The organism is Saonia sp. (assembly GCF_056326165.1).
The window spans coordinates 1-26,178 of the sequence record NZ_JBWFBN010000010.1 but is presented as its reverse complement, the minus strand read 5'-3'; the positions used below and the strand labels follow the sequence as shown (position 1 = coordinate 26,178).

Annotated in this window: 29 protein-coding genes; 12 read left to right on the top strand and 17 right to left on the bottom strand. The window is 34.1% G+C overall.

Annotated elements, in window-relative coordinates:
* Nucleotides 1-11: 11 nt before the first annotated feature.
* From AC000W_RS10115 to AC000W_RS10075, 9 genes are all read right to left on the bottom strand, one after another.
* Entirely contained in the window at nt 12-1,094 is a 1,083-nt protein-coding gene (locus AC000W_RS10115) for an efflux RND transporter periplasmic adaptor subunit (protein ID WP_474748007.1), read from the bottom strand.
* Nucleotides 1,095-1,218: 124 nt separating this feature from the next.
* Nucleotides 1,219-2,532 carry a TolC family protein gene (locus AC000W_RS10110; protein ID WP_474748005.1) on the bottom strand — a complete coding sequence of 438 codons (1,314 nt, stop codon included), beginning with the start codon at nt 2,530-2,532 and terminating at the stop codon, nt 1,219-1,221.
* Nucleotides 2,533-2,713: 181 nt separating this feature from the next.
* Nucleotides 2,714-3,439 carry a peroxiredoxin gene (locus AC000W_RS10105; protein WP_474748003.1) on the bottom strand — a complete coding sequence of 242 codons (726 nt, stop codon included), beginning with the start codon at nt 3,437-3,439 and terminating at the stop codon, nt 2,714-2,716.
* Between the two features lie 123 nt (nt 3,440-3,562).
* Nucleotides 3,563-3,700: a hypothetical protein gene (locus AC000W_RS10100; RefSeq protein ID WP_474748002.1), complete on the bottom strand. Its 138-nt coding sequence runs from the start codon at nt 3,698-3,700 to the stop codon at nt 3,563-3,565.
* A gap of 21 nt (nt 3,701-3,721) precedes the next feature.
* Complete coding sequence (locus tag AC000W_RS10095; RefSeq protein WP_474748000.1) at nt 3,722-5,182, bottom strand: NAD(P)/FAD-dependent oxidoreductase; 1,461 nt, start codon at nt 5,180-5,182, stop codon at nt 3,722-3,724.
* A 167-nt stretch (nt 5,183-5,349) separates the two neighbouring features.
* Nucleotides 5,350-6,426, bottom strand: a complete 1,077-nt coding sequence (cydB, locus tag AC000W_RS10090; protein ID WP_474747999.1) for a cytochrome d ubiquinol oxidase subunit II — start codon at nt 6,424-6,426, stop codon at nt 5,350-5,352.
* A gap of 2 nt (nt 6,427-6,428) precedes the next feature.
* On the bottom strand, nt 6,429-7,760 hold the full coding sequence (locus tag AC000W_RS10085) for a cytochrome ubiquinol oxidase subunit I (protein WP_474747997.1): 1,332 nt from the start codon (nt 7,758-7,760) through the stop codon (nt 6,429-6,431).
* 333 nt (nt 7,761-8,093) lie between these two features.
* Entirely contained in the window at nt 8,094-9,077 is a 984-nt protein-coding gene (locus AC000W_RS10080; RefSeq protein WP_474747996.1) for a c-type heme family protein, read from the bottom strand.
* Nucleotides 9,078-9,109: 32 nt separating this feature from the next.
* Complete coding sequence (locus AC000W_RS10075) at nt 9,110-9,454, bottom strand: rhodanese-like domain-containing protein (RefSeq protein ID WP_474747994.1); 345 nt, start codon at nt 9,452-9,454, stop codon at nt 9,110-9,112.
* 206 nt (nt 9,455-9,660) lie between these two features.
* On the opposite strand from AC000W_RS10075, the gene AC000W_RS10070 reads away from it, so the two are divergent.
* From AC000W_RS10070 to AC000W_RS10055, 4 genes are all read left to right on the top strand, one after another.
* Nucleotides 9,661-10,134 (top strand): hypothetical protein, encoded by a 474-nt coding sequence (locus AC000W_RS10070; RefSeq protein WP_474747993.1) that lies wholly within the window; start codon nt 9,661-9,663, stop codon nt 10,132-10,134.
* 151 nt (nt 10,135-10,285) lie between these two features.
* Nucleotides 10,286-10,675 (top strand): hypothetical protein, encoded by a 390-nt coding sequence (locus tag AC000W_RS10065; RefSeq protein ID WP_474747992.1) that lies wholly within the window; start codon nt 10,286-10,288, stop codon nt 10,673-10,675.
* A gap of 72 nt (nt 10,676-10,747) precedes the next feature.
* Nucleotides 10,748-11,311: a YeeE/YedE family protein gene (locus AC000W_RS10060; RefSeq protein WP_474747990.1), complete on the top strand. Its 564-nt coding sequence runs from the start codon at nt 10,748-10,750 to the stop codon at nt 11,309-11,311.
* Nucleotides 11,308-11,721, top strand: a complete 414-nt coding sequence (locus AC000W_RS10055; protein WP_474747989.1) for a DUF6691 family protein — start codon at nt 11,308-11,310, stop codon at nt 11,719-11,721. Before AC000W_RS10060 ends, AC000W_RS10055 begins: the two co-directional genes overlap by 4 nt.
* 40 nt (nt 11,722-11,761) lie before the next feature.
* Here AC000W_RS10055 and AC000W_RS10050 read toward each other — a convergent pair whose 3' ends face one another.
* Genes AC000W_RS10050 through AC000W_RS10030 form a run of 5 tightly spaced genes read right to left on the bottom strand, consistent with a single transcriptional unit; the run spans nt 11,762 to nt 15,884 of the window.
* Complete coding sequence (locus AC000W_RS10050; protein ID WP_474747987.1) at nt 11,762-12,037, bottom strand: ATP-dependent Clp protease adaptor ClpS; 276 nt, start codon at nt 12,035-12,037, stop codon at nt 11,762-11,764.
* Between the two features lie 21 nt (nt 12,038-12,058).
* Entirely contained in the window at nt 12,059-12,892 is an 834-nt protein-coding gene (gene prmA / locus AC000W_RS10045; RefSeq protein ID WP_474747986.1) for a 50S ribosomal protein L11 methyltransferase, read from the bottom strand.
* Between the two features lie 8 nt (nt 12,893-12,900).
* Nucleotides 12,901-13,650: a triose-phosphate isomerase gene (gene tpiA / locus AC000W_RS10040; protein ID WP_474747984.1), complete on the bottom strand. Its 750-nt coding sequence runs from the start codon at nt 13,648-13,650 to the stop codon at nt 12,901-12,903.
* A gap of 8 nt (nt 13,651-13,658) precedes the next feature.
* Nucleotides 13,659-15,323, bottom strand: a complete 1,665-nt coding sequence (locus AC000W_RS10035; RefSeq protein ID WP_474747983.1) for a BT_3928 family protein — start codon at nt 15,321-15,323, stop codon at nt 13,659-13,661.
* Between the two features lie 15 nt (nt 15,324-15,338).
* The gene (locus AC000W_RS10030) at nt 15,339-15,884 is read right to left on the bottom strand and encodes a DUF1599 domain-containing protein (protein ID WP_474747982.1); all 546 of its coding nucleotides are present in this window, start codon (nt 15,882-15,884) and stop codon (nt 15,339-15,341) included.
* Nucleotides 15,885-15,987: 103 nt separating this feature from the next.
* On the opposite strand from AC000W_RS10030, the gene folP reads away from it, so the two are divergent.
* The 3 genes from folP to AC000W_RS10015 are packed head-to-tail and all read left to right on the top strand — an operon-like array spanning nt 15,988 to nt 18,445.
* The gene (gene folP, locus AC000W_RS10025) at nt 15,988-16,818 is read left to right on the top strand and encodes a dihydropteroate synthase (protein ID WP_474747981.1); all 831 of its coding nucleotides are present in this window, start codon (nt 15,988-15,990) and stop codon (nt 16,816-16,818) included.
* Between the two features lie 50 nt (nt 16,819-16,868).
* Entirely contained in the window at nt 16,869-17,654 is a 786-nt protein-coding gene (locus AC000W_RS10020; RefSeq protein WP_474747979.1) for a diadenylate cyclase, read from the top strand.
* 11 nt (nt 17,655-17,665) lie between these two features.
* Nucleotides 17,666-18,445: a DUF3667 domain-containing protein gene (locus tag AC000W_RS10015; protein ID WP_474747978.1), complete on the top strand. Its 780-nt coding sequence runs from the start codon at nt 17,666-17,668 to the stop codon at nt 18,443-18,445.
* Here the strand turns inward: AC000W_RS10015 and AC000W_RS10010 are convergent, their stop codons facing one another.
* Both AC000W_RS10010 and truA read right to left on the bottom strand, forming a co-directional pair.
* Nucleotides 18,446-20,212 (bottom strand): ABC transporter ATP-binding protein, encoded by a 1,767-nt coding sequence (locus tag AC000W_RS10010; protein ID WP_474747977.1) that lies wholly within the window; start codon nt 20,210-20,212, stop codon nt 18,446-18,448.
* Nucleotides 20,205-20,957: a tRNA pseudouridine(38-40) synthase TruA gene (gene truA / locus AC000W_RS10005; protein ID WP_474747975.1), complete on the bottom strand. Its 753-nt coding sequence runs from the start codon at nt 20,955-20,957 to the stop codon at nt 20,205-20,207. The genes AC000W_RS10010 and truA overlap by 8 nt, the downstream gene beginning before the upstream one ends.
* A gap of 91 nt (nt 20,958-21,048) precedes the next feature.
* Here truA and AC000W_RS10000 point away from each other — a divergent pair, with 91 nt between their 5' ends.
* The 4 genes from AC000W_RS10000 to AC000W_RS09985 are packed head-to-tail and all read left to right on the top strand — an operon-like array spanning nt 21,049 to nt 23,850.
* Nucleotides 21,049-21,543 carry a metallophosphoesterase family protein gene (locus AC000W_RS10000; protein ID WP_474747974.1) on the top strand — a complete coding sequence of 165 codons (495 nt, stop codon included), beginning with the start codon at nt 21,049-21,051 and terminating at the stop codon, nt 21,541-21,543.
* Nucleotides 21,543-22,316: a molybdate ABC transporter substrate-binding protein gene (gene modA / locus AC000W_RS09995; protein WP_474747973.1), complete on the top strand. Its 774-nt coding sequence runs from the start codon at nt 21,543-21,545 to the stop codon at nt 22,314-22,316. The genes AC000W_RS10000 and modA overlap by 1 nt, the downstream gene beginning before the upstream one ends.
* A complete protein-coding gene (gene modB, locus AC000W_RS09990; protein WP_474747971.1) occupies nt 22,313-22,987 on the top strand; it encodes a molybdate ABC transporter permease subunit in 675 nt (224 codons plus the stop codon). Before modA ends, modB begins: the two co-directional genes overlap by 4 nt.
* Nucleotides 22,984-23,850, top strand: a complete 867-nt coding sequence (locus AC000W_RS09985; RefSeq protein WP_474747970.1) for an ABC transporter ATP-binding protein — start codon at nt 22,984-22,986, stop codon at nt 23,848-23,850. Before modB ends, AC000W_RS09985 begins: the two co-directional genes overlap by 4 nt.
* 60 nt (nt 23,851-23,910) lie before the next feature.
* Here the strand turns inward: AC000W_RS09985 and AC000W_RS09980 are convergent, their stop codons facing one another.
* Complete coding sequence (locus AC000W_RS09980; protein WP_474747969.1) at nt 23,911-24,321, bottom strand: DUF4293 domain-containing protein; 411 nt, start codon at nt 24,319-24,321, stop codon at nt 23,911-23,913.
* 192 nt (nt 24,322-24,513) lie between these two features.
* Here AC000W_RS09980 and rho point away from each other — a divergent pair, with 192 nt between their 5' ends.
* The gene (gene rho, locus AC000W_RS09975; protein WP_474747967.1) at nt 24,514-26,139 is read left to right on the top strand and encodes a transcription termination factor Rho; all 1,626 of its coding nucleotides are present in this window, start codon (nt 24,514-24,516) and stop codon (nt 26,137-26,139) included.
* Nucleotides 26,140-26,178 lie beyond the last annotated feature (39 nt).

Below are 26,178 nucleotides of genomic sequence, written 5' to 3'. Positions count from 1 at the left end.
AAAATTTATAGTTATTGAACTGAAATTTTCGCTCCATTAAAAAGTTTTCCGTTTGATGAAACTATGTAAGATTCATCAGCAGATAATCCTGATAAAACTTCCACATGCTCGCCATAAGTTCGTCCCAAACGCAACCATCGCAGTACTGCGGTATTACTTTGACTTATCGAATAAACCCCAGATAATTGACCTCTTTCAACAAGTGCTTCTTTTGGAATCAACACCAAATTTGACGATGCCGTTGTTTTTTCTACAGGAAATTGAACCGTTGAAAACATACCTGACAAAACATTTTTAACGGTGTCAATTAATGCAACCTTCACTAAAAATTGCCCACCTGTATTTTTAGCAGATGTACTTACCTCGGTTACTTTTCCTTTTATCGTTTTGTTTATAGATTTCACCAATACATTGACTGAAGTTCCCATCTTTATTTGATGAATTTCATTTTCAGGAACCATAGCCATAACTTCAAATTTATCAGGGGATTCTACAGATATTAAAGGCACTCCTGGATTTGCCATATCGCCAACTTCAATGAATTTATTGGTTACAACACCATTAAAAGGTGCTTTAATATTTGCATATGCGAATTGAGAATTAATTTCATTCTTCATATGGTTTGCAGCCTCTAGCCGTGCTTTTGCCATTTCAAAATGAGCAGTCATATCATCCAATTCTTTTTGTGAAGCACTATTGTCGCTAAACAAATTTTTAAATCGGTTATAATCTTTTTCAGCATTCTTATAAGCAGCCGTTGCTTCAGTAATACCAGCATTAACCTGTGCCGCTTTTGCTTGTAAATCAGCATTGTTTATAGAGAGTAGTAACTGCCCTTTTTTAACCTTATCGCCAACTTTTACATGGGTTTTAGTTACAAAGCCCATCATGCGTGTGCTTAGATTAGCGCTATTTACTGCCTGAATTTTTCCACTTGCCGTTAAAAACGGATTGTTTGTATTCGCTTCAACTTTATTGACTTGCACTTTAATTGCTGGTGAATTATCCACGGCAATTTTATGCTCATCGCTACCACAACTTGTGATAAAAATTGAGATGATACTTACTGCGATTATGTAGGTGTATTTTTTCATGTTATAAAATTTATTTACTTTTTATTTTGATATGCATCTCGATACAAATTTCTCGTTCCTCAAAATTCACTCGATGTGACAGCGTCAGTTCGAGTATTCCGACAAAGAAGGAATGTATCGAGAACTATTCTTTAGTTAAAAATTGCAAATAAGCTTGCGCATAATTGTATTCAAAAATGGTTTGATAATACGCTAACTGTTTTTGTGAATATTGTGTTTCGGCCATTAGTAGGTCCGATGTTTTTTCAAGACCTTCTTTAAACCTGTTGGTTCTGATTCTTAAAGATTCTGCAGACTGTTCTAAGCTCAATTCTGTTAGTTTTAGTCTATTTTCAGCATCTATAAACATTCTATTGGCTTTGTTTAGTTCCAATTGACTTTGAGACACATATTGCTCATATTGCAATTTAGATTTCTCGTATTCCGCTTTACTTTTCTGTGCTTTTCCAAAACGCTTTGAACCTTGAAAAATATCCCAACTTAACTGCGCGCCAAAAGTGTATCCGTTTGCATCAGCTTGAAAAATTTCATCATCGTATAATTCATAACTACCAAAGGCATTTAAGCGTGGTAAAAATGCCATTTTATCAGCCTTGTGCATAGAACCATACGCGTTGGACGCCAATTGCATGGCTTTGACATCGGAACGATTTTCTGAAATGCTTTCGACCTCAACTCTATTAAAAGATGAAACCGATAAACTGTCTACGGGGCTAAAAATGACATCGTCCTTATTGTTCATCAAAAAGGACAGATAGTTGGAAGCATTTTCTACATTGCTTTTTGCCGTCTGTAACTGATTTTTAACTTCGGTCACTCTAATATCAACCAACAAAACATCTGCACGTTGAATGTATCCTTGTTTAAAACTATCATCCGCCAGTTTTTTGTTTGCATTTGCCGCCGTCAATGCTTTTTCCAAAACAGCAACACCTTTATAGGCTAATTGAAGCTGCATGTACGCCTTTTTCACTTCCAACAATAAATAGTCAGCAGTTCTTTGTGTTTGCATTTCCATGGCATCCATTTTTGTCTTGGCTGCTTTTCGTTGATAGATTCCGTCTACATTTATCAAAGGCTGTAAAATTTCAACCTTGGTAGCATAGTTTTCAATCTGTGAAGGGTCATTCAACAAACTGGGATTAAAATCAGACTGAGTTAATACCTCCTGATTCAATATAGAACCAAATGCCATTAAAGGATTTGTAGTGGCCATACCGGTGTGGGAAGCCGTTATATTCGGTAAGAAAATAGCGTTAGTAGTTCTATAATCTGCCTTTGCTTCATTATACTCCTGTTCGGATATTTTAAGGGATGTGTTTTTCTCTGAAACGGTAAGTAGTACTTCATCTTTAGAAATTGGTATGATTTCTTGTGATTGAAGTTTTACATGAAGAAACAATACAAAAAACATTAAAACGTATATATTTTTATTCATTCTTTTTAATTTGATGGAACAAAAGTAGGTTAGCAAATACAGCCTGGAAGTAACTTAGGTTACCCAGCTTTGTATCTATTGTTACATTAAAATCTTATTTGAGAGTTCAGTTGTGGTTAAACAGAAATAAAAAAGGGAAACGCGTAAGCGTTTCCCTTTCTATGCATGAGTAGTATTAAACCTATTTTTTTAGAATACTGTCCAAAACTTCTTTTTTGTCCAATTTTTTTGTACAAAAAAACCAATCTTCACATTCCAATTCTTCATTGGCGGTCATTCTTTCTTCTGCAACACCACAAGAACCAGCTGGTGAAATAATAACATCATCTCCAGGGTTCCAATCCGCAGGAGTAGCTACTGAGAATTTATCTGAAGTCTGCATTGCAATTAGAGCTCGGTATATTTCATCAAAATTTCTTCCTAAACTTAATGGATAATATATGATTGCTCTGATAATACCTTTGGGGTCAATAAAAAAAACAGCTCTTACAGCTTGCGTTTTACTTTCACCAGGCTGAATCATCCCATATTTATTCGCCACATTCATTGAAATATCTTCTATTAAAGGGAACTTAACTTCAATGTTTTTCATTCCATTAAAAGTAATTTTATCTTTAATAGTTCGTAGCCAAGCAATATGGCTATATAAGCCATCAATGGACAACCCTACTAGTTTACAGTTTGCTTTGTTGAATTTTTCTTCAAGGTGTGCAAACGTCATAAATTCTGATGTGCATACTGGTGTAAAATCTGCGGGATGACTAAAAAGAATAGCCCATTCTCCAGCATAATCTGAAGGAAAATTAATTTCTCCTTGCGTAGTAGTTGCTATAAATTCTGGGGCTTTATCACCTATTCTTGGCATTGACACCACTTCCTTTTCTTGATATTCATTTGTAGTTTCCATATTATTTTATTTATATATTATATGGTAAAATTAGAGGGACAAGATTAAGATTTGTGTGACATTTATTACACTCGCGATATGATTGTTCTATGCGACAATTGATTTTTCTAATACATTCTATAATTATGATTCTTGTCTGGTTCCTCCATGCCCTCCTGCTACAACCAGCATTATTTTTATGCTCAAATAAATGAACTTAAAAAGTTGAATGATGGGGTTCATCATTTTAAACCGTTGGTATTTTGATATTCTTTGTGTCATAATTGAAATTTTTTTAGATTCTTATTCCGGAATCAACCACCAAAATGGTTTCATTTTGGCTTTGTATATAAATGCGTAGTGCAGGGCTAGTTTTAACCAATGACCTGCCAATCCTATTTCTCCAAAGGTTTTACCTAGTTTCCTTCCTTTTGTGTTTGGGTATTTATTATAATCTGGTACAATGGGATACGTAGTAATACTAATTCCACTTCCTTTTGTCATGCCATAACCTGCAGAAGCTATACAAGCTGCACCCATATTCCCCATAGAACCTTTATGATGTAAAGATGATGTACCGCCTTTTTTTATCGTATCTATAATATTATCAGCAACAATTTTCGCAGTAATACCAGATGGCATTCCTGTTCGTGGTGGCGAAGGTGATATTGGTGTTCCATTTTTACTTACCCGAGGTTTAGATATAGCATGTGGTGGTGCAAATGCAATACCTGGAGCAAATATATTTGGGTATGAAGGGTTTTGATATGTCTCCGGCCAATCTTGAACAGACCATTCTTCATAAGGTTTGGGTGTATAATCAGCATCCACTATCATAAACCCTTTAAAGAGCTTTTCTGTGATTTCCGTGCCTGTTTTATCGTATGCCGTAAATCCATGTCCAGAAAACGCAGGAATCAGCATTGCAAAATCATAAGTTTCTGATTTGTATTGGCCTTCTAAAGTTTCATAATGAGCTATACCATCTTCAATTTTGTTTACTCCAGCACCAATAATCCATTTTATATCTCTATCCTCAAAAACCATCTCTACTAGCTCATTGGATTTCATGATATTACTGCCATAACTAAGTAGCATACCGTCCATACCAAAATCTCCTAACTCATGCTCATTAGCTATCCAAGTGATTTCTGCTTTATCTCTTACTTTGTGCCGTCTAAGTTCCTGTTCCACATTCAAAATATATTCAAATGCGGCTCCTTGGCAAGTAGATTTGGCATGTCCCGTACCAATAAGAATCTTGGCGATCTTACCTTGTTTCATTTGTTGAATTAACTCATTTAAAGCACCCCAAGCTTCTGTTGCATGACCATAAGTACATACGGAATACGTATTATTATTTCCTGGCTTTAATCCTTCTGTAGCTTCAAAATTTAATCTTGGACCCGTACCATTGATAAGATAATCATAGGTGACTTTTTCTTTTTCTCCTTTTTGTTCTCCAACAACATATTCAACCATAACATATGGTTTGTCAACATCTTGGTCTCCTTCAGGATGAAAAGTAACAGCCTTTGCTTGTTTATAATCAATGTTTTTCTTCTTATATAAAGGAGCTAATGGAAATAGAATGTCTTTAGGTTTCATTCTACCAATACCTACCCAAATATTGGAAGGAATCCATTGATAATTACTATTAGGAGAAACCACCACCACCTCATGCTCTTTGGATAGTTTTCTCCTTAAATGGGTTGCTGCAACATGACCAGAAATTCCGGCTCCTAAAACTACGATTCTTGACATATCCTTATTTTTAATAAAGTTAGCTTTCAAGTCACTTTCTCAAAATGATATATATCATACTGATACTGAAGTGATAAAAAGTAATATGTACTAAAGGTTATACTTTAAAGTAGTTTTTGAAGTAACTTATGTTACATACATAAAGTAGTTAAATACCGCTTTATTATTTAATGCTCTCCGTAACCCACGTTATCCATTTTTCCTTTGAAAACCCTATACTGTATTATCATATAGAGGATTACAAGAATAACTGCCACAATAAACCAGTTTAAACCAACGGATAGCCCGTAATTATCTGCTGCCACATTATACAAAGTCAAAGAAGGGTTGACGTCGTTGGTTGAAGGCAACACTTTAGGAAAAATTGATGCTGCTGTGGAAGCAAATGCTCCAAATAAAAATAAAGATGAAAATAGAAAAGGCTGACCATCTTTTTTAAAAGATTTCACCTTAAACAAACCAAGTAAACCTATGAAGGTGATTAATGGAAAAATCCATAACCAAGGCATTTCTATAAAATTATGAAAAGGTTTAGGTTCTATAATGTGCCAAACTAATAGTGAAGCTATTACCAAAGCCAACAATATAAAATTGAGTGTAAAAACTAATTCTTTAAGCTTCTCATTCAATCCAGAATTGGTTTTAAATAGTATCCAATTTGCACCATGAATTGTGAGCGTCACTACAGCTACTAATCCTAATAAAACTGTAAACCAATCTATAATCCCCAAATGTTCCGCTTGTGGACTAAAAGTAGGGTTCCATAAGGGTAAAAAGAAATAATGCGCTTCCTGAGTAGAAACCCCATTTTCTACCATACCCAAATTAACACCTCTAACAATATTCCCTAAAGCAATGCCAAAAAATAATGCCAATAAAAGGCTGGCTATACCAAAGGCTTTATCCCAGATACTTTCCCAGAGGGGATTATGAACTAGCCCTCTTAATTCTAAGCCAATTGCTCTAAAAATAAGCAACCACAAAATCATAATCAATGGTAAATAAAAACCGCTAAAAGAGGAAGCGTACAAGGTAGGAAAGGCAAAAAACAAAACACCACCCGAAGCAATAAGCCAAACTTCATTGGCATCCCAAAATGGACCAATGGCATTGGTAATTACCTTTTTATCTTTTTCATTTTTGGCAAAAAACAAATGAATGATACCTGCACCAAAATCATAGCCATCTAAAATTACATAAACAGCCAACATGGTCATTAAAACTATGTACCAAAATAATTCCATAGTTAGTGTTTTATAATTTCGGGTCCCTTGTTAATTATTTTACCTGCCAACATTACAAACAGTAATCCTAACAATAAATATAACCCGATAAACCCTAATAAGGTAAATAAGGTGTTTCCAGCAGATACTGTTGGTGAGGCTCCCTCTGAAGTCCGTAACAAATTATACACCAACCACGGTTGCCTGCCAAGTTCTGCAGTATACCAACCCGTCGTATTGGCAATATATGGAAAGGGAAGCATAAACAAGAGCGACCATAAAATCCATTTTGTTTTATACAGTCTTTTTCGTAAAAGTTGAACGAGCGCTATAAACATTAAACCAATAAAAATGGTACCCAAACCAACCATTATGTGGTATGCGTAATAGAGTCCTGGAATATTCGTCGGATATTTTTCTTCTTCAAATTCATTCAACCCTTTAATCTCTGCTTCCCATTTTTGATAGGTTAAAAAACTTAATATGTTTGGAACTGCAATTTTGTTATCCAATTTCTTTTCTAGCATATTTGGTTGCCCAATTAATACAATTTCGGAACCTCCATCTTCGGTTTCAAAAATCCCTTCCATTGCAGCAAAGGTTACTGGTTGGTACTTCACTACATTTTTAGCAACCATATCTCCAGTCGGAAAAGCGACAATTATACTTGAAATAAGACCAAAAACGACTCCCGTTTTAACAAACAACTTACCAAATTCAGAGTACTTTTTATTTAGTAAATAAAAAGAACCTATACCTGCTACTACGAAAGACGCTGTAATTAATGATGCTGCCTGATTATGCAAATAAGATGGCCAAAGCCACAAATTAGTAAACAGGGCAGAGAAATTATTGAGAACAAATTTTCCATTTTCTAATATTTCATAACCTACAGGATGTTGCATCCACGAGTGCGTTGCAATAATTAGAAACCCACTAGCCCATGAACCCAAGAACACTAAAAACCCAGTTACAAAATGAAGTTTATGTCCAAGCAACTTCTCCCCAAACAAAAACAGTCCCAAAAAGGACGACTCTAAAAAGAAAGAAAACATACCTTCCATGGCCAAGGTTTGCCCAATAATTCCGCCTGTAAGCTCAGAAAACTTGGCCCAATTAGTGCCAAATTGAAATTCCATGGGAATACCCGTAACAACACCCATAGCAAAATTGAGGGCAAATATCCTCATCCAAAACTTTGCTGCTTCGTTGTATTTTTTACTATGTGTTATTAAAAATTTCCCTTTAAAATAGACTATAATTAACGATAGTCCCATGGTTAATTGAGGAAATAAATAATGAAATGTTATGGTAAAGGCAAACTGTATTCTATCATAAAAAAACATGTCTTCCATAACCACTAAGTTTAGATTTAAAACTACATAAAAGTACTAACCATAGTGTAATTTAAATGTAATAAGTGTTACTTTTTTCAAGACATTTGAAAAAAGTATTAAAAAAAGTTATTCCTTTTTCTTTCCGCTATTCATCAAACTTAAAACAGCAATTACTAGTACTATACATACAAGTGCAAAGATACCTATCATCCAAATTCCATTACCCCAAGAAACCAACGGTATTACATTTTTCATAATTTTATTTTTAAGTTTCTATTATGTATAAAATTAATTTAATTAAGAGGCTCAAAACATGACGTTTGTCAACTTTTAAATATTTTTATATCCTTATTATTGCTTGTATTGAATACTCCACATTCCTCTGACCTCATTAACCTTATACCCTTTTGCCTTATCTTCTGGGTATAGTTGAAACAAAGCTGTTAGTACTTCTGGCTTAATATTATTTTTAGGACTACCATGACATTGCAAGCACATATTATTGGTTATAATAGGATAGTAAAATTGAATTATTTTATCTTCTTCGTTAACAAAGGGTTTTACCTCTAAACCATTGGCCACTACTTCCTTATATTTTGTTATGTACCCTAGCTCCTCTTTATTAGCTTGGTTCACTGTATTTCTAGGTTTATCAGTGACCCTTTTTATTATGGCATTATGAGCCGTTGCTATACTATCTGTTAATGAAAGAGCTCTTATATTACAAAATTCCAAGGCCGCCAGTGTTCCTTCTTTCTGAATTTTACTCATTAAGTTCTTTCCAAGTACTTTTTTGGTACTCAATGCATATTCTAAACCAATCTCTTCCTTAGTTTTTAATGCATTTGAAATAATGCTTCCTTTTATTCCTTTTTGCTTATAGCTTGTATTACCATGGTTTTCTTCCCAATGCTTTTTAAACCATACCGGTTCTTCAATTTGATACTTAAATAGATATTCAGCAATACTTTTTATATTCTCTTCTGTATAGGACTGATAAGGCATTACTCCAAACCTTTTAACGGCCCCTTTTAACTTTGCTTTCTCTTTTGAAGGAGCGTTTACAAATGTCCAAATATTACTAGCGAATTCTTTTTCTGTAGTTGTTGAATCCATATACATTGCTTTTATTGCAGCCATGGGAGGTGCTATTCTTTCATCTTTAGTGGCTAAGGGTCCATGACATACATAACAATGCGTTTCCATTAATTTTTTTCCAGGGTGTTCAATAGAATCCTGTAAACCTATTTCCCTAATGGGTTCAGTAATTGAAGCTTTCTTTTCCTCTTTACAACCCAATAGCACAACCGCAATTAAAACAAGTAAAATTCTCATTAATTTATTATTCTATTTAAAAACAGTATCCTCTATCTCCAAGCCATGTATCCGCCCTTTAAATCTACAATCTTCACAAAACCCATTCCTACAAGTCTTGCCGCAGCTTTTTGGCTTCGATTTCCAGATTGGCAATAGATATACACCGGTTTTTCTCTATTAAGTTTTTCAAAGGAGCTTTTAAAGGCATTTGTTTGAAAATAGTCAACATTAATAGCTTTTGTAATATGTCCGCTATTATATTCCCTAGCAGTACGCACATCAACCAATTGAACATTAGGTTCCTTTATGGCCTTTGCAAAAGCCTCCTTATTTATAATTTCTATAAATTCCGAAGAACGCGCAGGTGAACCAAAAAGTGTAGTTAGAAAAGACATCGTATAAAATTTAATAATTGTATTTAACAAAAATACTTGGTAATATAGAGTTGTGGAGTAACATTGGTTACAGAACGGCCAATGATTAAAAATATCCTTCTTCTAGATTCTTTTTGGTAACAGATTATATAATGTTTTGATTTTAAGCAATACATCTTTAATAACAACAAGTTTGTTTAAAATCTTTACTTTTATAAAAAATTAGTATGAAAAATATTATCTCCCTATTTACTTGTCTATTTATTACTTTCCTATTTACTTCCTGCTCATCTGATTCTTCAGAAGAATCCAATGCAAATCCTTCAGCTCAACTTATTGGAGCATGGAATTTAACAGAAATAAATATAAACCCTCCCCAAGATGTAAATGAAGATGGAACCGCATCTGCCAATGTTCTGGATGAGTTAAACTGTTTAAGTTCCACGCTCGTATTAAATGATAATTTTTCTTGGACTTTGAGCGGGACGGACTTAAATGTGCAATTTATTACTGGCGGGCTTTATCAGCTCACATGCAAACCTACCAGTAGTGCCATAGGAACATGGTCTTTTTCCAATAATATAGTGACACTTTCTGGAGTTATAGATGCAACTCTTCAACTAAATGGTGAAACCACTTTAATCAACAATCAAGATATGGATTTACCAGGGTTTAAAACTGTTGTTTATAAGAAACAATAATTAAGTTAACGTAAAAACCTACAAAAAAATATCAATTTTATTATACCTCTTCGCCTTAAAATTTACAAACTAAAAAAAATGTTAAAAAAGCTTCATTCATGTTGATAGTATTAATCATATTTTGTTAAATTTAATTACCAAACCAATCAATTTGAAAGCTGTAGAATTAAACCCCCCAGGCAGTTTTGGCAATTGGAAACAAAGTACATTAGAAGAATTAAAAAATAATTCTATTAATGACTCCTTTGCAGGTGCCAATCTTTTATATGAAAACGAATATGTAAAATTATGGGACATTACATTGGCCCCTGGAGAACGTATGCCGTTTTCTAAAAAAAACAGTAATTATAGCTGGACATGTTTATCTGGTGGAAAAACTGTCTCCCACTATACAGATGGAACCATAAAAATGTTTCAAATTGAAAAAGGGGAAACCCGATTTTTTCAATTTAAGAACAAGAACCACATAAGTGATTTAGAAAATGTGGGGAAAAATATTATGGTTATACACATTCTTGAGTATAAGCATGAGGATTTTTAACATTATTTATCTTCTTCTCTAACCTACACTACAAAACCATTTCATTCCTATCTTTACAAAAATTTAATTAGAATGGATTTTATCTTACAACCATGGCCTTGGTATGTTTCAGGCCCATTAATAGCTCTAATAATGTTAATACTAGTTTATTTTGGTAAAACGTTTGGTATGTCTTCTAATCTAAAAACTTTATGTAGTATAGGTGGCGCAGGCAAATATGTAGACTTTTTTAAGTTCGATTGGAAATCCCAGAAATGGAATTTAACTGTGGTTCTTGGCGCCATAATTGGCGGCTATATTGCGGTTACATTATTGTCTGATAATTCCATAATTCAATTAAGCCCAGAAACCGTGCAAGATTTAAACGCATTGGGGTTTGCCAATGCTGGGGAAAGTTTACTGCCGCCTGAAATCTATGACTGGGAAAATATTATGTCCCTTAAAGGATTATCCATACTAATTATTGGAGGTTTTTTAGTTGGTTTTGGCACCAGATATGCCGGTGGATGCACTTCGGGCCATGCCATTACTGGTTTAAGTAATTTACAACTGCCATCCTTAATTGCTGTTATCGGTTTTTTTGCTGGTGGATTATTAATGACACACTTTATTTTACCACTAATTTTTGGAGCATGAAATATTTAAAATTCTTATTTGTTGGTATTTTCTTTGGTATTGTTTTGGTTAAATCCGAAGCAGTTTCATGGTATAGAATTTTTGAAATGTTCAAATTTCAATCATTCCACATGTATGGTATTATTGGTTCAGCAGTAGGTCTTGGAGCTTTATTTTTATGGCTTTTAAAAAAGAGCAGCGCAAAAAATATTGAAGGTTCTCCAATTCATTTACCCTCAAAAGAAAAAAGCCTTACGCGTTATATTTTAGGTGGTTCAATTTTTGGTTTAGGATGGGCTTTAGCTGGTGCATGCCCAGGTCCTATGTATATTTTATTGGGAACTGGTATTTTTAGTATGCTAATAGTAATTATCGCCGCTATTTTGGGAACTTTTATGTATGGTCTATTGAAAGCTAAGTTGCCTCATTAAGTTGATGGCCGTAGAAATTTTTTTTAAACTATAGAAAATATTATACAATTTCTGCACTCAATCCAGCTTCAAGAAGTTTACTGCAGCGAGGTTTCAAATCTTTATACTCCCCAGTTTTAACAGTACATTTTCCATTATGATGAACAATTAAAGAACATTGCTCTGCTTGTTCTGGTGTATGTTCACAAACATCCATCAATGTCTCAATTACATAATCAAAAGTATTTACATCATCATTAAAAAGTACAATTTCATTGACTTCTGATGTTTCTTCTTCCAAAAGTAATTCCTCGGATACTTTTTCCTTAATACTCATAGGATTAGTATTTTATGCTCTCTAAAATACATATTTTATGGCAACCCAATTATTTTTTTCAAAATTTTTACAAAATTTTAAATTGGACCCATCACATTTTGCAGAAATATCAATAATATCCTCTTTGTAGAACCCGCTTAAAAATAAGACACCATCACTGTTTAAACACTTTGCATATATAGGAATATCTGAAAGCAAAATATTTTTGTTGATGTTAGCCATGATAACATCATACTTTTGGGAAGCAAGCAAGCTAGCATCTCCCTCATAAACCTTTATATATTCCTGGTTGTTTCTTTGTACATTTTCCAAGGAGTTTAAATAACACCAATTATCTATGTCTATTGCATCCAAAGAAGTGGCTCCTTTCATTGCTGCTAGAATAGCCAAAACCCCAGTTCCGCAACCCATATCTAAAACAGATTTTCCTTTAAAGTCGGTTTCTAAAATATGTTGCATCATCATATGGGTTGTTTCATGATGCCCAGTACCAAAGCTCATTTTGGGTTCAATAACAATATCAAACTCCACATTGGGTTTTTCATGGAAAGGTGCCCTTACAACACATTGGTTGCCTACTTGTATAGATTCAAAATTACTTTCCCAAACAGCATTCCAATTTTCCTGTTCAATCTCTGTATAATTATGGGTAATCTTAAAATTTGGATGTGATAAAATTTGAACAGGTTTAAGTATAGTCTCTGACCACTCTTCTTTCTTTATATAGGCCAAAACACCTGTTTCCGTTTCTAAAAAGCTATCAAAACCCACCTCCCCCAATTCGGCCATCAATATATCCGAAGCTGGTTGTAAGGGTTCTACAGTAAAATCATATTCTAGGTAAATATTTTGCATACCAAGGCTTAAATGGCCTTAATAATGGCCACAAAATCATCAGCGACCAAAGAAGCTCCACCTATTAGACCGCCATCAACATCTGGCTTGGAAAAGATTTCCACAGCATTTCCCGGTTTTACACTACCACCATATAAAATGGATACATTTTCGGCAATAGTGGCATCAAAAGCTTCTGTTATGGTCTTACGAATAAAGGCATGCATTTCTTGCGCCTGCTCTGGTGAAGCAGTTTCTCCTGTTCCAATGGCCCATACTGGTTCGTACGCTAAAATAATATTCTCCCATGCACTTTTGTCCAAGTTAAAAAGAGCATTTTGCAACTGACTTTTTACTACATTAAAATGATTATCAGATTTGCGGTCCTCTAATTCTTCACCAAAACAAAACATTACTTTTAAATTATTTTCCAGAGCTGCGGCAACCTTTTTGGCTAAAATCTCATCTGTTTCCCCAAAATAGGCCCTTCTTTCTGAGTGTCCAATAATCACTGTATCTACCCCTATGCCAATCAACATATCTGCAGATATTTCTCCTGTATATGCTCCACTTTTTGCAAAGTGCATATTTTGTGCTATTACTTGTATTGCGGATCCTTCTAAATTAGAAATGGCTCCTGTTAAATTAACAAAGGTAGGAGCTACCATAACCTCAGCATCCGTATCTGGTAATTTAGCAGCCAATTCGCTTAATAAAACTTCTGTTTCTGCTAAATTTTTATTCATTTTCCAGTTTCCTGCAACTATCTTACTTCTCATTATATTTCCTAATTATTATTTATAATTTGATTTGCCTCTTCTATTGTTAAACTCTTAAACTCAAAGTCTTCTCCAAATAACCTTTTGGCAGAATCCTCTACAGAATCTGAAAAACCAGCTTCTTTCCTTTTTTGATTAACCGAATCCATGTTTTTTATAGGCCAAATGAAACTAATCTCATCTGGTGTATTCATATAATAAGAACTTCCTTGGGTACCATATATTTGTGGTTTGTTCATTCCCATAAGATGCCTATCCAGCATCATTGCATATAATCTATATGGCAATTCCTTCTCCACAGCTGCATTCTTTATTACATCTATATATTTTGAAATTTTATTTGAGTGTTGAATTACGTACCAAGCCGATGTATTTGTTTTTGTCCCCACTAAACTAGAACCAGGATAGCCTTTTTCGGCTATTACTCTTTCAATAAAATTAATATTGGAGCTATCTATTGCCTCTTGTAATTTCCATGTTTCAATAGAAAAATCTGCTCTATATTTTTGGTCTAGCTCCATGATGCTATCTAAACTTTTTTTAAGTGCAATATCAATTTTCTTATCGGAAGGCAATGATTTAAACTTCAAATCAGCCAAATCATTGTAATGTACCTTTTGCAGAATGGTTCCTTTCTCCAAAACCAAAACACCTGGATTGGACCGCACTATAGTTTTTAAGGTTGTTTCATCAGTAAAATAAAAAGAAAATCCTAATTTATACTTTTCAGCAACTGCATCTGTTTGTTTATTGTTAGAAGCAGACATTCCAATAACTTTATAACCATTCTCCAAAGCCTTATCTGTAACTTCTTTTACCTCTTCAAAAGCATCATAATTAGTTTTTGCCAAATCATACCCAATTACCATCACCAAATTATCTTCTTCTAATAATGATGCGGCATAATCTTCCCCATTTTGTTCAATAGTAAAATCATGAACAGGAGGTTCATATCCTTTTTGGATTTCTTTAGTTTCAACATCAATAAACTCACCATCTACGGAAGGATAAGAACCATTGGTCACAAACACTTTCTCCTCGCCATTCACATTGAATTTCCATGAATACTCAAAAATTGCTTTAGGTGCATCCTCTGGAATCACCATACTATCCATAATATTGGCTCCAATTTTATAGGGTCTAAAATCCTTGGATGGTAAATGATTCAAAACATGGTTGGCAAACCAAGCACATGCCACCAAAGAACACACAACCAATACCCAATTAATTCTTTTGTCAAAAAGAGGTTTAATATGTTTTAGGCCTAAAAGTAGAATTAGTATAAAAAACAGTAAAATAATATCCTTGGTAAAGGATTCCCATGGGGTTAATTTTACAGCATCACCAAAACAACCACAATCCGTAACCTTATTAAAATAGGCAGAATAAAAAGTAAGAAAGGTAAAAAAGACAATCATTACCAATAGGCTCCAAACTGTAAGTTTTGGTTTAAATCCAATAAGCAATAAGACGCCAAGTAAAACTTCTACAATGACAACAAAAATGGAAATAGCCAATGCATAAGGCATTAACGCCGGTAAATCTAAGACGCCCTGACTGAAATATTCTTCTAGCTTAAAAGAAAAACCGACAGGGTCATTCAATTTTATGAGTCCGCTAATAATGAACAACACACCAACAAATATTCTTGACAAGCCTACTAAATATTTCATTTTATCTGGAATTTCTTATTTGGTATTTTCTGCAAGATGAATCATGGCAAAAACGGAGTAATTTATCATATCTTGATAATTAGCATCAATTCCTTCACTAACCAAGGTTTTCCCTTCATTATCTTCAATACTTTTTACCCTCAACAGTTTTTGTAAGATAAGGTCCGTCAATGAACTTACACGCATTTCTCTCCAAGCCTCTCCATAATCGTGGTTTTTATTTTCCATCAACGCCTTAGTAATGGCAACATGTTTATCATACAATTCAATTGCTTTATTAGCTTCTATATCGGGTTGGTCAACAATTCCCATTTCAATTTGTACCAAGGCCATAATTGAATAATTGATAATCCCAATAAACTCGGATTTTTCATCCTCCTCCACTTTTTGCACCTCATTCTCCTGTAGAAAACGAATGCGTTGCGCTTTAATAAATATTTGATCAGTTAAAGAAGGAAGTCTAAGAATACGCCATGCAGTACCATAATCGGTCATTTTTTTTACAAATAAATCCCTGCATGTTTTTATGACTGCATCGTATTGTTCAGAGGTTTGCTGCATGTATTCTGTGTAATTTGCGTAAATTTCGCTTAAAATTTTCTAACCGTCAAGGTTAGTACTTTAAAATAGCATCTATAACTTAAATGTCCTTAGATTTTATCCAATGACCATCAATTGCAAAGGAAAACTTATCGATTTAAAAAGACCTAAAATAATGGGTGTTTTAAACTTGACTCCAGATTCCTTTTATGATGGGGGCAAATATAAGGAGAAGAATGATATTCTAAATCAAGTAGAGAAAATGCTTAAAGAAGGTGCCACATTTATTGATGTAGGTGCCTATAGTTCCAGACCAGGTGCAACACATGTTTCTGAAGAAGAAGAGTTAAACCGAATTGTCCCTATCCTAGATTTATTATTAAATGAGTTTTCAAATATTCTTTTGTCCATCGATACATTTAGGAGTAACGTTGCGGATATTTGTCTTAATAAAGGCGCAGCCCTCATCAACGATATATCTGCTGGAAATATGGATGATATAATGTTTCAAGTAATAGCAGAACACCAAGTGCCTTATGTTATGATGCACATGAAAGGGACACCACAGACCATGCAACAAGAAATTAAGTACACTAATTTATTAGAAGATATATTATTCTACTTCTCTCAAAAAATTGCTCATGCCAGAGCATTGGGTATTAACGATATAATTATAGATCCTGGATTTGGATTTGCAAAAACAATTGAACAAAATTATGAGTTGCTAAAAAATTTGAATTTGTTTAAAAATATGGAACTCCCCATTTTAGCTGGATTGAGTAGAAAGTCCATGATATATAAAATTTTAGGTGGAACAGGGAAAGATGCGCTTAATGGAACAACTGCCTTAAATATGATTGCCTTGAGCAAGGGAGCAAATATTTTAAGAGTGCATGATGTTAAAGAAGCTAAAGAGTGTGTGGATTTACTTAATGAATTGCACCCCGAAGAATGATTGAATTTTTGTTCATCTATTTTTCATAATTTTACAAAAAGCGATACCTATTGGATTTTTTTAATTTTTTGGATTTCAAGATTACAGATATCATTGATATCATCTTGGTTGCAGTACTACTGTATTACATCTATAAATTGGTCCGAGGCACTGTAGCCATCAATATTTTTATTGGAATTGTTATTGTTTGGGCACTATGGAAACTTACCCAACTACTGGACATGAAAATGATTAGCAGTATGGTTGGAGGCTTTATGAACATAGGATTAATTGCACTCATCATTGTTTTTCAGCAAGAAATACGAAAGTTTCTTTTAATGATTGGCTCCACCAATTTTGCATCTAAGCGCAATTTTGTAAAGCATTTTAAATTCTTAAAACAAGAAGTACGCATTACTGATACGGATGTTGACACCTTGCTTACCGCTTGTGAAAAAATGGCTGCTTCCAAAACAGGCGCTATTATTGTAATTGAAAAAAACAATTCTCTAGATTTTGTAAAATCCACAGGTGATAAAATGAATATAGAAATCACCCTGCCTATTATAGAAAGTATATTTTATAAAAACAGTCCGCTACATGATGGTGCAGCTATTATAAAAGACAATTATATTATTGCCACAAGGGTTATTCTTCCTGTCTCCAATGAAAGAAATATTCCACTCCGTTTTGGTCTTCGCCATAGGGCAGCAGTAGGAATCACAGAAAAAACCGATGCACTAGCATTGGTAGTAAGTGAAGAAACTGGACTTATCTCTTATATTAAAAATGGTGAATTTGTATTGTTTAAGGATTTAAACGAATTAGGTACAATTATTAAAGAAGATCTTATATAAAGTTGTTTCTAATGGAATGTAAAAACTGTAAAAACAATTTAAGAACCGACTATAGTTTCTGTCCATCATGTGGAGCTAAGGTAATTCACAATAGACTTACAATTAAAAACTTATGGTATGATGCTTTTGAAAGATATTTTAATATAGACAATACCTTTCTTAAAACTTTTTTACACCTATTTACTAAGCCACAGGTGGTTATAGATGGTTATATTTCTGGGATAAGGAGAAAGTACTTAAACCCTATAAGTTATCTGGCAATTTCAATTACATTATCTGGATTTATTGTTTTTTTAATGGCCAAACACATTGAGCAAATTGATTTTGATTTTTTTAATACAGGCGTAGATGCCCCGCCAGCAAGTAAAAAGGTCATGGCCTTTACAATGGACTATCAAGCTTTGTTGTTCCTATTATACATTCCCATGATGGCAATTTCCAGTTGGTTGGCTTTTGAAAACAAGAAATATAATTTTGCCGAGCGTTCCGTTGTCTTTATGTACACATTGGCACATTATAGTGTTTTTACTTTTATACCTTCTTTCTTAATTCTTTTGATTGCCCCTAAATCGTATGGTATATATAGCCTACTTAACCTTGCATCAATGTACATCTACAGTGCCTATGTCATAAAAAAGGTGACAAAACTTAAAGGATTGGATTTTATAGCTAGAATTATCCTGTTTTTTATGCTGTTTACTGTTCAATACTTTGTTATGACATTAATAATCCCAATTATCCTTTTAATAACGGGGAATTTAACTCTTGAGGATTTTGCTCCTGTTAAGTAACTAAGCTACCTCCTCTGCTAAAAACTGAGCTTCATAAAGGTTTCTGTAGTAACCTCCCTTTTTAAGTAGTTCTTTATGAGTTCCCATTTCAACAATATTCCCAGAATCCATCACTAAGATTTTATCTGCCTTTTTAATAGTGGCCAAACGGTGGGCAATGATAATGGATGTTCTATTCTCTGTAATCTTGTCTGTTGCCTTTTGTATCAATTGTTCCGAATAAGTATCAATAGAAGAAGTGGCCTCATCCAAAACAAGAACACTAGGGTTGCTCACATAGGCACGTAAGAATGAAATCAACTGGCGTTGACCGCTGGATAGCATAGTTCCTCTTTCTTTTACATTATATTGATACCCTTCAGGCAAACTACTTATAAACTCGTGCACACCAATCTGTTTTGCAGCATTTTCAATAGTTTCTAGTGAGATGGATTCATCTTTTAAAGAAATATTGTTGGCAATAGTATCGGCAAATAGAAAAACATCCTGCAATACTACTGCAATTTTAGAACGTAAAGATGAAAGTTTGTATTCCTTGATATCAACCCCATCCACAGAAATGGTTCCAGAATTAATCTCATAAAACCTGTTTAAAAGATTAATAATAGTTGATTTTCCTGCTCCAGTAGCACCAACAATGGCAATGGTTTCTCCTGCTTTAACCTCAAAAGAAACTCCATGCAATACTTCTTCGTTATCCACATACCCAAAATGTACATCAGAAAATTTAATATCTCCCTTTACATCCTCTTTTTCAAAAGTACCTTCATTGGAAATATGACTATCTGTATCTAAAATTTTAAAAACCCTATTAGCAGCAACCATACCCATTTGCAACGTATTAAACTTATCCGCTATTTGGCGCAAGGGTCTAAACAACATTCCTGAAAGCATAATGAAAGAAAAAATAGTCCCATATTCATTGCTACTTATATTGGCAACATTTTGAAGACCTCCGTACCACACAATTAGACCAATGGTAATAGCAGAAACTATTTCCGCAATGGGAAAGAAAATTGAGTTGTACCAAACTGTTTTTAACCAAGCATTCTGGTGCTTTTCATTTATCTCTCTAAATTTTTCCTTTTCAATCTCTTCTCGATTAAAAAGTTGAACAATCTTCATTCCTGTCAATCGCTCTTGTACAAAAGAGTTTAAATTGGAAACCTGTGCTCTTACCTCAATAAAAGCAACTTTCATTGCCTTTTGAAACAATCTTGTAGCATATAGTATAATGGGTAATAATGAAAAAACCAAAAGAGCCAATTTCCAATTAATAACCAACATCACAACAATAACAACCAACATTTTTAATAAATCTGAGACTATCACAAAAAAGCCTTGGCTAAAAATTTCTCCTATCCGCTGCATGTCTGCCACAGCTCTAGTTACCAAGACACCAATAGAAGAATTATCAAAATACTTCATTTTAAAGCCCATCATTTTTTGAAAAAGTGCAACCCTAATATCTTTTATAACAGACTCTCCCAACCAGTTGGCATAATAATTAAATGAAAGTTGACTTATGACCTCTCCCAATAATACACCCAACATGGCCAAGGTATAGAACAACAATTTATCCGCATCTTTATTTTTTATGGCTACATCTACAATATCACCAACTAAAATTGGCGTTAATACCGCAAATCCAGATATTAATATAGCTGCAACTGCCACCCCATAAAAGGTTAATTTATATGGTTTTGTATGCTCTAAAAGTCTTTTGAACAGTCTAAAATCAAAAGCTTTTCCTGTTTCTTTATCCATTCTTTTCCAAAATATGTTTAGGATATTTAACCTTTGTTAAATACAACCCTTTTGCAGGAACTGAAACTCCTGCCTTACGCCTATCCTTACTCTTAATAATTTCTTTTATTGATTCTAATGATAATTTTCCCAAACCAACATCTAACAATGTGCCCACAATGGCACGTACCATATTTCTTAAAAAACGGTCTGCTTTAATAGTAAAAACCAATGTATCTCCTACCATATTCCACTCAGCCATTTTAATATTACATAGATATGTTTTAACATCTGTGTTAGATTTAGAAAAGCATTCAAAATCTGAATACTCCATTAAAATTGATGCAGCCAAATTCATAGCATCAATATCTAAAGAATACTTTATATAATGAGCGCTATCCATATAAAAAGGATTCTTCTCTTTAACAATCCAATATTCGTACGTACGTTCGTCGGCATCAAACCTTGCGTGGGCATCTTTGGACACCTTATATATTTTTTGAACAGCAATATCTTCAGGTAAAAAGGCATTCAATCTATAAACCAAATCTTCAACATCATCAATTTTATCAAAATCAAAATGAGCTATCATTTGTTTTGCATGCACCCCTGCATCTGTTCTCCCAGCTCCTAACAAGCTTATTGGCTGTCTTAAGAGCTTAGAAAAAACCTCCTCCATTATTTGCTGTACAGTAGTAGCATTGGGTTGGTTTTGCCATCCATGATAAAACTTCCCAAAGTATGAAAAAGCAACAAAATATCTCAACTGAATCCCTTATTTTTACGGAGCATAAATATACCCCAATCCGTCCAAAAAGAAAGGACACAACTTCATATTTAAGCATATTTTAAGTTTTATGACCCGTATTCTTTTACTTTCTGACACCCATAACCATATGGATAAGGCCATCCTTAAATATGCAGAACAGGCAGATGAGATTTGGCATGCGGGTGATATTGGAACTTTGACCGTTACAGATGCTTTGAAAAAAATTAAGCCCTTAAAAGGTGTCCATGGCAATATTGATGACCATAAAATACAAATGGAATTCCCATTGGACAATCGTTTTTTTTGTGAAGGTGTTGACGTTTGGATAACTCACATTGGTGGCTACCCACACAAATACAATATTAGGGTGAAGGAAGAAATTGCCAAAAACCCTCCTAAATTGTTCATTTGTGGGCACTCTCATATTTTAAAGGTAATGTGGGACAAAAAATTGGGATTGTTACATATGAATCCTGGAGCTTGTGGAAAATATGGCTTTCACCAGGTACGAACTATGCTCCGTTTTGAAATTGATGGGGAAGAAATAAAAAATCTTGAAATCATAGAACTAGGGAAAAAATAATGAGAATTCCATTAAACATTTTTCCTTTACTACTCATCCTTTTTTTTGGATGTAAAAAACCTAAAGTGGTTTCCCTTAACATTGCCACAGCATCTAACATGCAATATGCCATGAAAGAGATTGCAACTGCTTTTACAAAGGAAACAAATACTGATTGTAATATTATTGTTGGCTCGTCTGGAAAGCTGACCGCTCAAATCATGGAAGGTGCCCCGTATGATGTCTTTTTTTCGGCTGATATGAAGTACCCCGAAATGCTACATAAAAATGGCTTTACAAAATCTGACCCAAAAATTTATGCAACAGGGGGATTAGTTCTTTGGAGTACACTATATAAAAACCCAGGTCTTGATAATTTAACAAATGAGAATATTGAACATATAGCTATAGCTAACCCAAAAACAGCTCCTTATGGAGAGGCTGCCATATCCATTCTTAAAAAATTGAACCTCTACACTAAAATAGAGGATAAACTAGTATATGGGGAAAGCATTTCTCAGACCAATCAATTTATCCTTTCTGGAGCAGCAGAAATTGGTTTCACGGCCAAATCTGTAATCTTATCTCCCCATTTAAAGAAAAAAGGTTATTGGGTTTCTATTGATGAGAGTAGCTACAAACCTATCTCCCAAGGAGTGGTGCTACTTAAAAATAATGGCTCAAAGCAAGAAAGCAAACAGTTTTATGCCTTTTTATTTTCAAGAAAAGCCAAGGATATTTTGGAAAAATACGGATATTCGGTTTCGTTAGATAAAATTGACACATCCAAATGATAGATTGGGAACCTTTACTGTTAACTTTTAAATTAGCCTTGGTCACAACAGCGATTTTATTGGTTATTAGTATTCCGATAGCCTATTGGTTGGCATATTCCAAATCAAAACTAAAACCACTTATTGAGACTTTTGTAAGCATGCCGCTTGTGTTACCACCAACCGTCTTAGGTTTTTACTTGCTAATTGCTTTTAGTCCGTCCAATGCATTTGGAAATTGGTTGGATGATTTTTTGGGAATTAGACTCATTTTTACGTTTGGAGGATTGGTCATAGCATCTATCATATATAGCCTCCCCTTTATGGTACAGCCTATACAGTCTGGATTAGAAAGTCTTCCAATGAACCTAAAAGAAGCTTCTTATGTACTTGGAAAATCCCGATTCCGCACTTTATTTAAAGTTTTGCTCCCAAATATTAAAACATCTATTAGAACAGGAATAGTCTTAGCTTTTGCACATACTATAGGTGAATTTGGGGTCGTCTTAATGATTGGAGGAAACATTCCTGGAAAAACAAAAGTGGCTTCCATTGCCATTTATGATGAAGTTGAAGCTTTAAATTATGATACAGCCAATTGGTATTCTTTGATATTGTTGCTGATTACTTTTGCCATTTTATTAACCGTGTACCTTACCAATAACGGTGCATTTAAAAGGTTTGGCAAATGATTGAGTTAAACCTAATAAAAACATTGAATACACCCAATGGCAAAATGGAATTGAACATTAACTTGTCCATTCCCAAGGGTGGAATCACTACTTTTTATGGTGAATCTGGCGCTGGAAAAACCTCTACTTTTAGAATGATTGCAGGATTACTTTCCCCTAATAATGGAAACATAGTGGTTGATGGTGACATTTGGTTAAATACCTCTAAAAAAATAATTTTAAAGCCACAGGAAAGAAACATTGGTTTTGCATTTCAAGATAACGCACTGTTTCCAAACATGACTGTTAGAGAAAATTTAGAGTTTGCGCTTAAAAAGCATCAAACCAAAAAAGAGGTAGATGATTTACTCCAAGAAATGGGGTTGGGGGAATTGCAGCACAAAAAAACAGAAACACTCTCTGGAGGGCAGAAACAACGCGTAGGCTTAGCGAGAGCTTTGGTGCAAAAGCCTAATATTTTACTGCTAGATGAGCCTTTATCAGCTTTGGACAATGACATGCGGGTAAAACTACAGGATTACATTTTAGCGTTTCATAAAAAAACTAAATGCACCATTCTATTGATTAGTCATGACATTGGTGAAATTCAAAAATTATCCAATACCGTCTGTATTTTAAAAAATGGACATCTAATTAAAACTGGAACTCCTTACGAAGTTTTTCAACAACCGTTAGAAAAGAAAACCCAATTAGAGGGGAAAATTAATCACATTCTAAAGAAAGAGGATATGGGCATCTTATCAATAAATATCGGCAGTAATCTGTTGGCAGTTAGAGTCAAAGAATCAGACCTTAAAAACTACAAAGTGGGAGATAAAATTTTGGTTAATTCTAAAATAATGGATATTCAAAAAAAGTTGTGAAAATAAAAACCCGGGAACAACCCCGGGTTTTTGCGCACTAATACTACTAAGATGTTAGGTTTAACGTAAGCGATCAACAGATTTTACAAGATCTTCATCCTTCTTAATAGCTCTGTTGGCCAGAGTTAAAAAAACGATAGAAAATACAGGAATCAACATCCCAATACCCTTCTCAGAAATGTTACTTTCTCCAGATAAATTTAGTGATCGGTAAACGAAAAATCCTAGTAAAAAAAGATTCAATATCATATTCAATCTGTTTACTACAAATTGATTTTTTCTATTTTTAAATAAAAAAATAGTCACCAATGCCAAGGCAGCCGAAACATAAAACGTAATAGAAACTGGTATAGTATCTTTTGCAAATACCAATACTTTGTTCGCATCTGTCCAAAGATTTACAAAAAAAGGAAGTAAGGAACCCAAAAGAGCTACTACCAATAAATAAACCGTTTGTATTCTTTGAAGCATTCTAAATTACTATTTGAAGTGCAAAAATAAGTGTCTTTTTAAAAAATAACCCTGTAATATTGAAAATAATTTGTAATATTGTTACGTTATTAGTTAACACACTTACCTAGAGGAATAACATTCTCCCGTAAATATCCGTATAACAATACACTTCAAAACTTTTTATACAAGTACTAATTTATTCAACACTTAATGTTTGAAATTTCAGATTTAAAAACAAAGAAGCTTCCAGAGCTTCAAGAAATTGCTAAGGGTTTAAACGTACCTAAATACAAAAACTTAAAAAAATTGGATTTGGTTTACCAAATCTTGGATTTGCAAGCTGCAAATCCTAAGGTTGTAGAAGCCGTTGTTGCTCCAGCTGCAGCTGCGCCTGCGCCAAAAAGAGAAAGACCTGCGCCAAAACCTAGAAAACCAAGAGTAGCGGTAGAAGAAAAGGAAACAGTTATTGCTACTCCAGAAAAAAGTACCACATCTACGGCGGAAGCACCTGCAAAACCTGCTCCTCCAGAGGCTAGAACTCCACGTCATCAACAAAATGGTTCAAATAACGCACCTGCAAAGAATGATAGTCCTAGGAATAATGGTCCACATAAAAATCAAAACCCTAAAAAACCTCAGCATCAAAATAAGCCTAGACAGGAAAAGAACAGCAATTTTGATAGGGATTTAAAAAATAAATACAAACAACCAGAATTTGAGTTTGATAGCATCATCCAAAGTGAAGGTGTTTTGGACATTATGCAAGATGGTTATGGCTTCTTGCGTTCTTCGGATTATAACTATTTATCTTCTCCTGATGATATATATGTATCCCAGTCACAAATTAGGTTATTTGGTTTAAAAACCGGAGATACAGTATTAGGTAATGTTAGACCGCCTAAAGAAGGGGAAAAATATTTTCCTTTAATTAAGGTGAATAAAATTAACGGTCTTGATCCACAAGTGGTTCGCGACAGAGTTTCTTTTGAACACCTAACACCTTTGTTTCCACAAGAAAAATTTAAATTGGCCGAACGTCAAAGTACAATTTCCACAAGGATAATGGATTTGTTTTCGCCTATTGGAAAAGGACAACGTGGTATGATTGTTTCCCAGCCAAAAACTGGTAAAACCATGTTACTAAAGGATATTGCCAATGCAATAGCTGCTAACCACCCAGAAGTTTATCAAATTATATTATTGATTGATGAGCGTCCTGAAGAGGTTACGGATATGCAACGTAACGTTCGTGGTGAGGTTGTTGCTTCCACGTTTGATAAAGAAGCCACAGAGCACGTTCGTGTGGCCAATATAGTATTGGAAAAAGCAAAACGCTTGGTAGAATGCGGGCATGATGTGGTAATCCTTTTGGATTCTATTACACGTTTAGCGCGTGCCTACAACACCGTTCAACCAGCATCTGGAAAAGTATTGAGTGGTGGTGTAGATGCCAATGCACTGCACAAACCAAAACGTTTCTTTGGAGCAGCTCGTAATATTGAAAATGGTGGTTCTCTTTCTATTATTGCTACGGCATTGACAGAAACTGGTTCTAAAATGGACGAGGTAATCTTTGAAGAGTTTAAAGGAACTGGGAACATGGAATTACAATTGGATCGCAAGATATCTAACAGAAGAATTTTCCCTGCAATTGATTTAACATCGTCCAGTACCAGACGTGATGACTTACTATTGGATGAAAATAACATTCAACGTATGTGGATTATGAGAAAATATCTAGCAGATATGAATCCTGTTGAAGCAATGGAATTTATGGAGCAACGTATAAAACAGACCAAAAACAATGAAGAGTTTTTAATGACGATGAACAATTAAAGATTTTTCTTAAAGATATTAAAAGCCCCAATGGATAAC

Excerpts from the sequence above, each read along its gene's own strand:
- AC000W_RS10115 (WP_474748007.1), bottom strand. The coding sequence starts at position 1,094 with ATGAAAAAATACACCTACATAATCGCAGTAAGTATCATCTCAATTTTT.
- AC000W_RS10110 (WP_474748005.1), bottom strand. The coding sequence starts at position 2,532 with ATGAATAAAAATATATACGTTTTAATGTTTTTTGTATTGTTTCTTCAT.
- AC000W_RS10105 (WP_474748003.1), bottom strand. The coding sequence starts at position 3,439 with ATGGAAACTACAAATGAATATCAAGAAAAGGAAGTGGTGTCAATGCCA.
- AC000W_RS10100 (WP_474748002.1), bottom strand. The coding sequence starts at position 3,700 with ATGACACAAAGAATATCAAAATACCAACGGTTTAAAATGATGAACCCC.
- AC000W_RS10095 (WP_474748000.1), bottom strand. The coding sequence starts at position 5,182 with ATGTCAAGAATCGTAGTTTTAGGAGCCGGAATTTCTGGTCATGTTGCA.
- cydB (WP_474747999.1), bottom strand. The coding sequence starts at position 6,426 with ATGGAATTATTTTGGTACATAGTTTTAATGACCATGTTGGCTGTTTAT.
- AC000W_RS10085 (WP_474747997.1), bottom strand. The coding sequence starts at position 7,760 with ATGGAAGACATGTTTTTTTATGATAGAATACAGTTTGCCTTTACCATA.
- AC000W_RS10080 (WP_474747996.1), bottom strand. The coding sequence starts at position 9,077 with ATGAGAATTTTACTTGTTTTAATTGCGGTTGTGCTATTGGGTTGTAAA.
- AC000W_RS10075 (WP_474747994.1), bottom strand. The coding sequence starts at position 9,454 with ATGTCTTTTCTAACTACACTTTTTGGTTCACCTGCGCGTTCTTCGGAA.
- AC000W_RS10070 (WP_474747993.1), top strand. The coding sequence starts at position 9,661 with ATGAAAAATATTATCTCCCTATTTACTTGTCTATTTATTACTTTCCTA.
- AC000W_RS10060 (WP_474747990.1), top strand. The coding sequence starts at position 10,748 with ATGGATTTTATCTTACAACCATGGCCTTGGTATGTTTCAGGCCCATTA.
- AC000W_RS10055 (WP_474747989.1), top strand. The coding sequence starts at position 11,308 with ATGAAATATTTAAAATTCTTATTTGTTGGTATTTTCTTTGGTATTGTT.
- AC000W_RS10050 (WP_474747987.1), bottom strand. The coding sequence starts at position 12,037 with ATGAGTATTAAGGAAAAAGTATCCGAGGAATTACTTTTGGAAGAAGAA.
- prmA (WP_474747986.1), bottom strand. The coding sequence starts at position 12,892 with ATGCAAAATATTTACCTAGAATATGATTTTACTGTAGAACCCTTACAA.
- tpiA (WP_474747984.1), bottom strand. The coding sequence starts at position 13,650 with ATGAGAAGTAAGATAGTTGCAGGAAACTGGAAAATGAATAAAAATTTA.
- AC000W_RS10035 (WP_474747983.1), bottom strand. The coding sequence starts at position 15,323 with ATGAAATATTTAGTAGGCTTGTCAAGAATATTTGTTGGTGTGTTGTTC.
- AC000W_RS10030 (WP_474747982.1), bottom strand. The coding sequence starts at position 15,884 with ATGCAGCAAACCTCTGAACAATACGATGCAGTCATAAAAACATGCAGG.
- folP (WP_474747981.1), top strand. The coding sequence starts at position 15,988 with ATGACCATCAATTGCAAAGGAAAACTTATCGATTTAAAAAGACCTAAA.
- AC000W_RS10015 (WP_474747978.1), top strand. The coding sequence starts at position 17,666 with ATGGAATGTAAAAACTGTAAAAACAATTTAAGAACCGACTATAGTTTC.
- AC000W_RS10010 (WP_474747977.1), bottom strand. The coding sequence starts at position 20,212 with ATGGATAAAGAAACAGGAAAAGCTTTTGATTTTAGACTGTTCAAAAGA.
- AC000W_RS10000 (WP_474747974.1), top strand. The coding sequence starts at position 21,049 with ATGACCCGTATTCTTTTACTTTCTGACACCCATAACCATATGGATAAG.
- modA (WP_474747973.1), top strand. The coding sequence starts at position 21,543 with ATGAGAATTCCATTAAACATTTTTCCTTTACTACTCATCCTTTTTTTT.
- modB (WP_474747971.1), top strand. The coding sequence starts at position 22,313 with ATGATAGATTGGGAACCTTTACTGTTAACTTTTAAATTAGCCTTGGTC.
- AC000W_RS09985 (WP_474747970.1), top strand. The coding sequence starts at position 22,984 with ATGATTGAGTTAAACCTAATAAAAACATTGAATACACCCAATGGCAAA.
- AC000W_RS09980 (WP_474747969.1), bottom strand. The coding sequence starts at position 24,321 with ATGCTTCAAAGAATACAAACGGTTTATTTATTGGTAGTAGCTCTTTTG.
- rho (WP_474747967.1), top strand. The coding sequence starts at position 24,514 with ATGTTTGAAATTTCAGATTTAAAAACAAAGAAGCTTCCAGAGCTTCAA.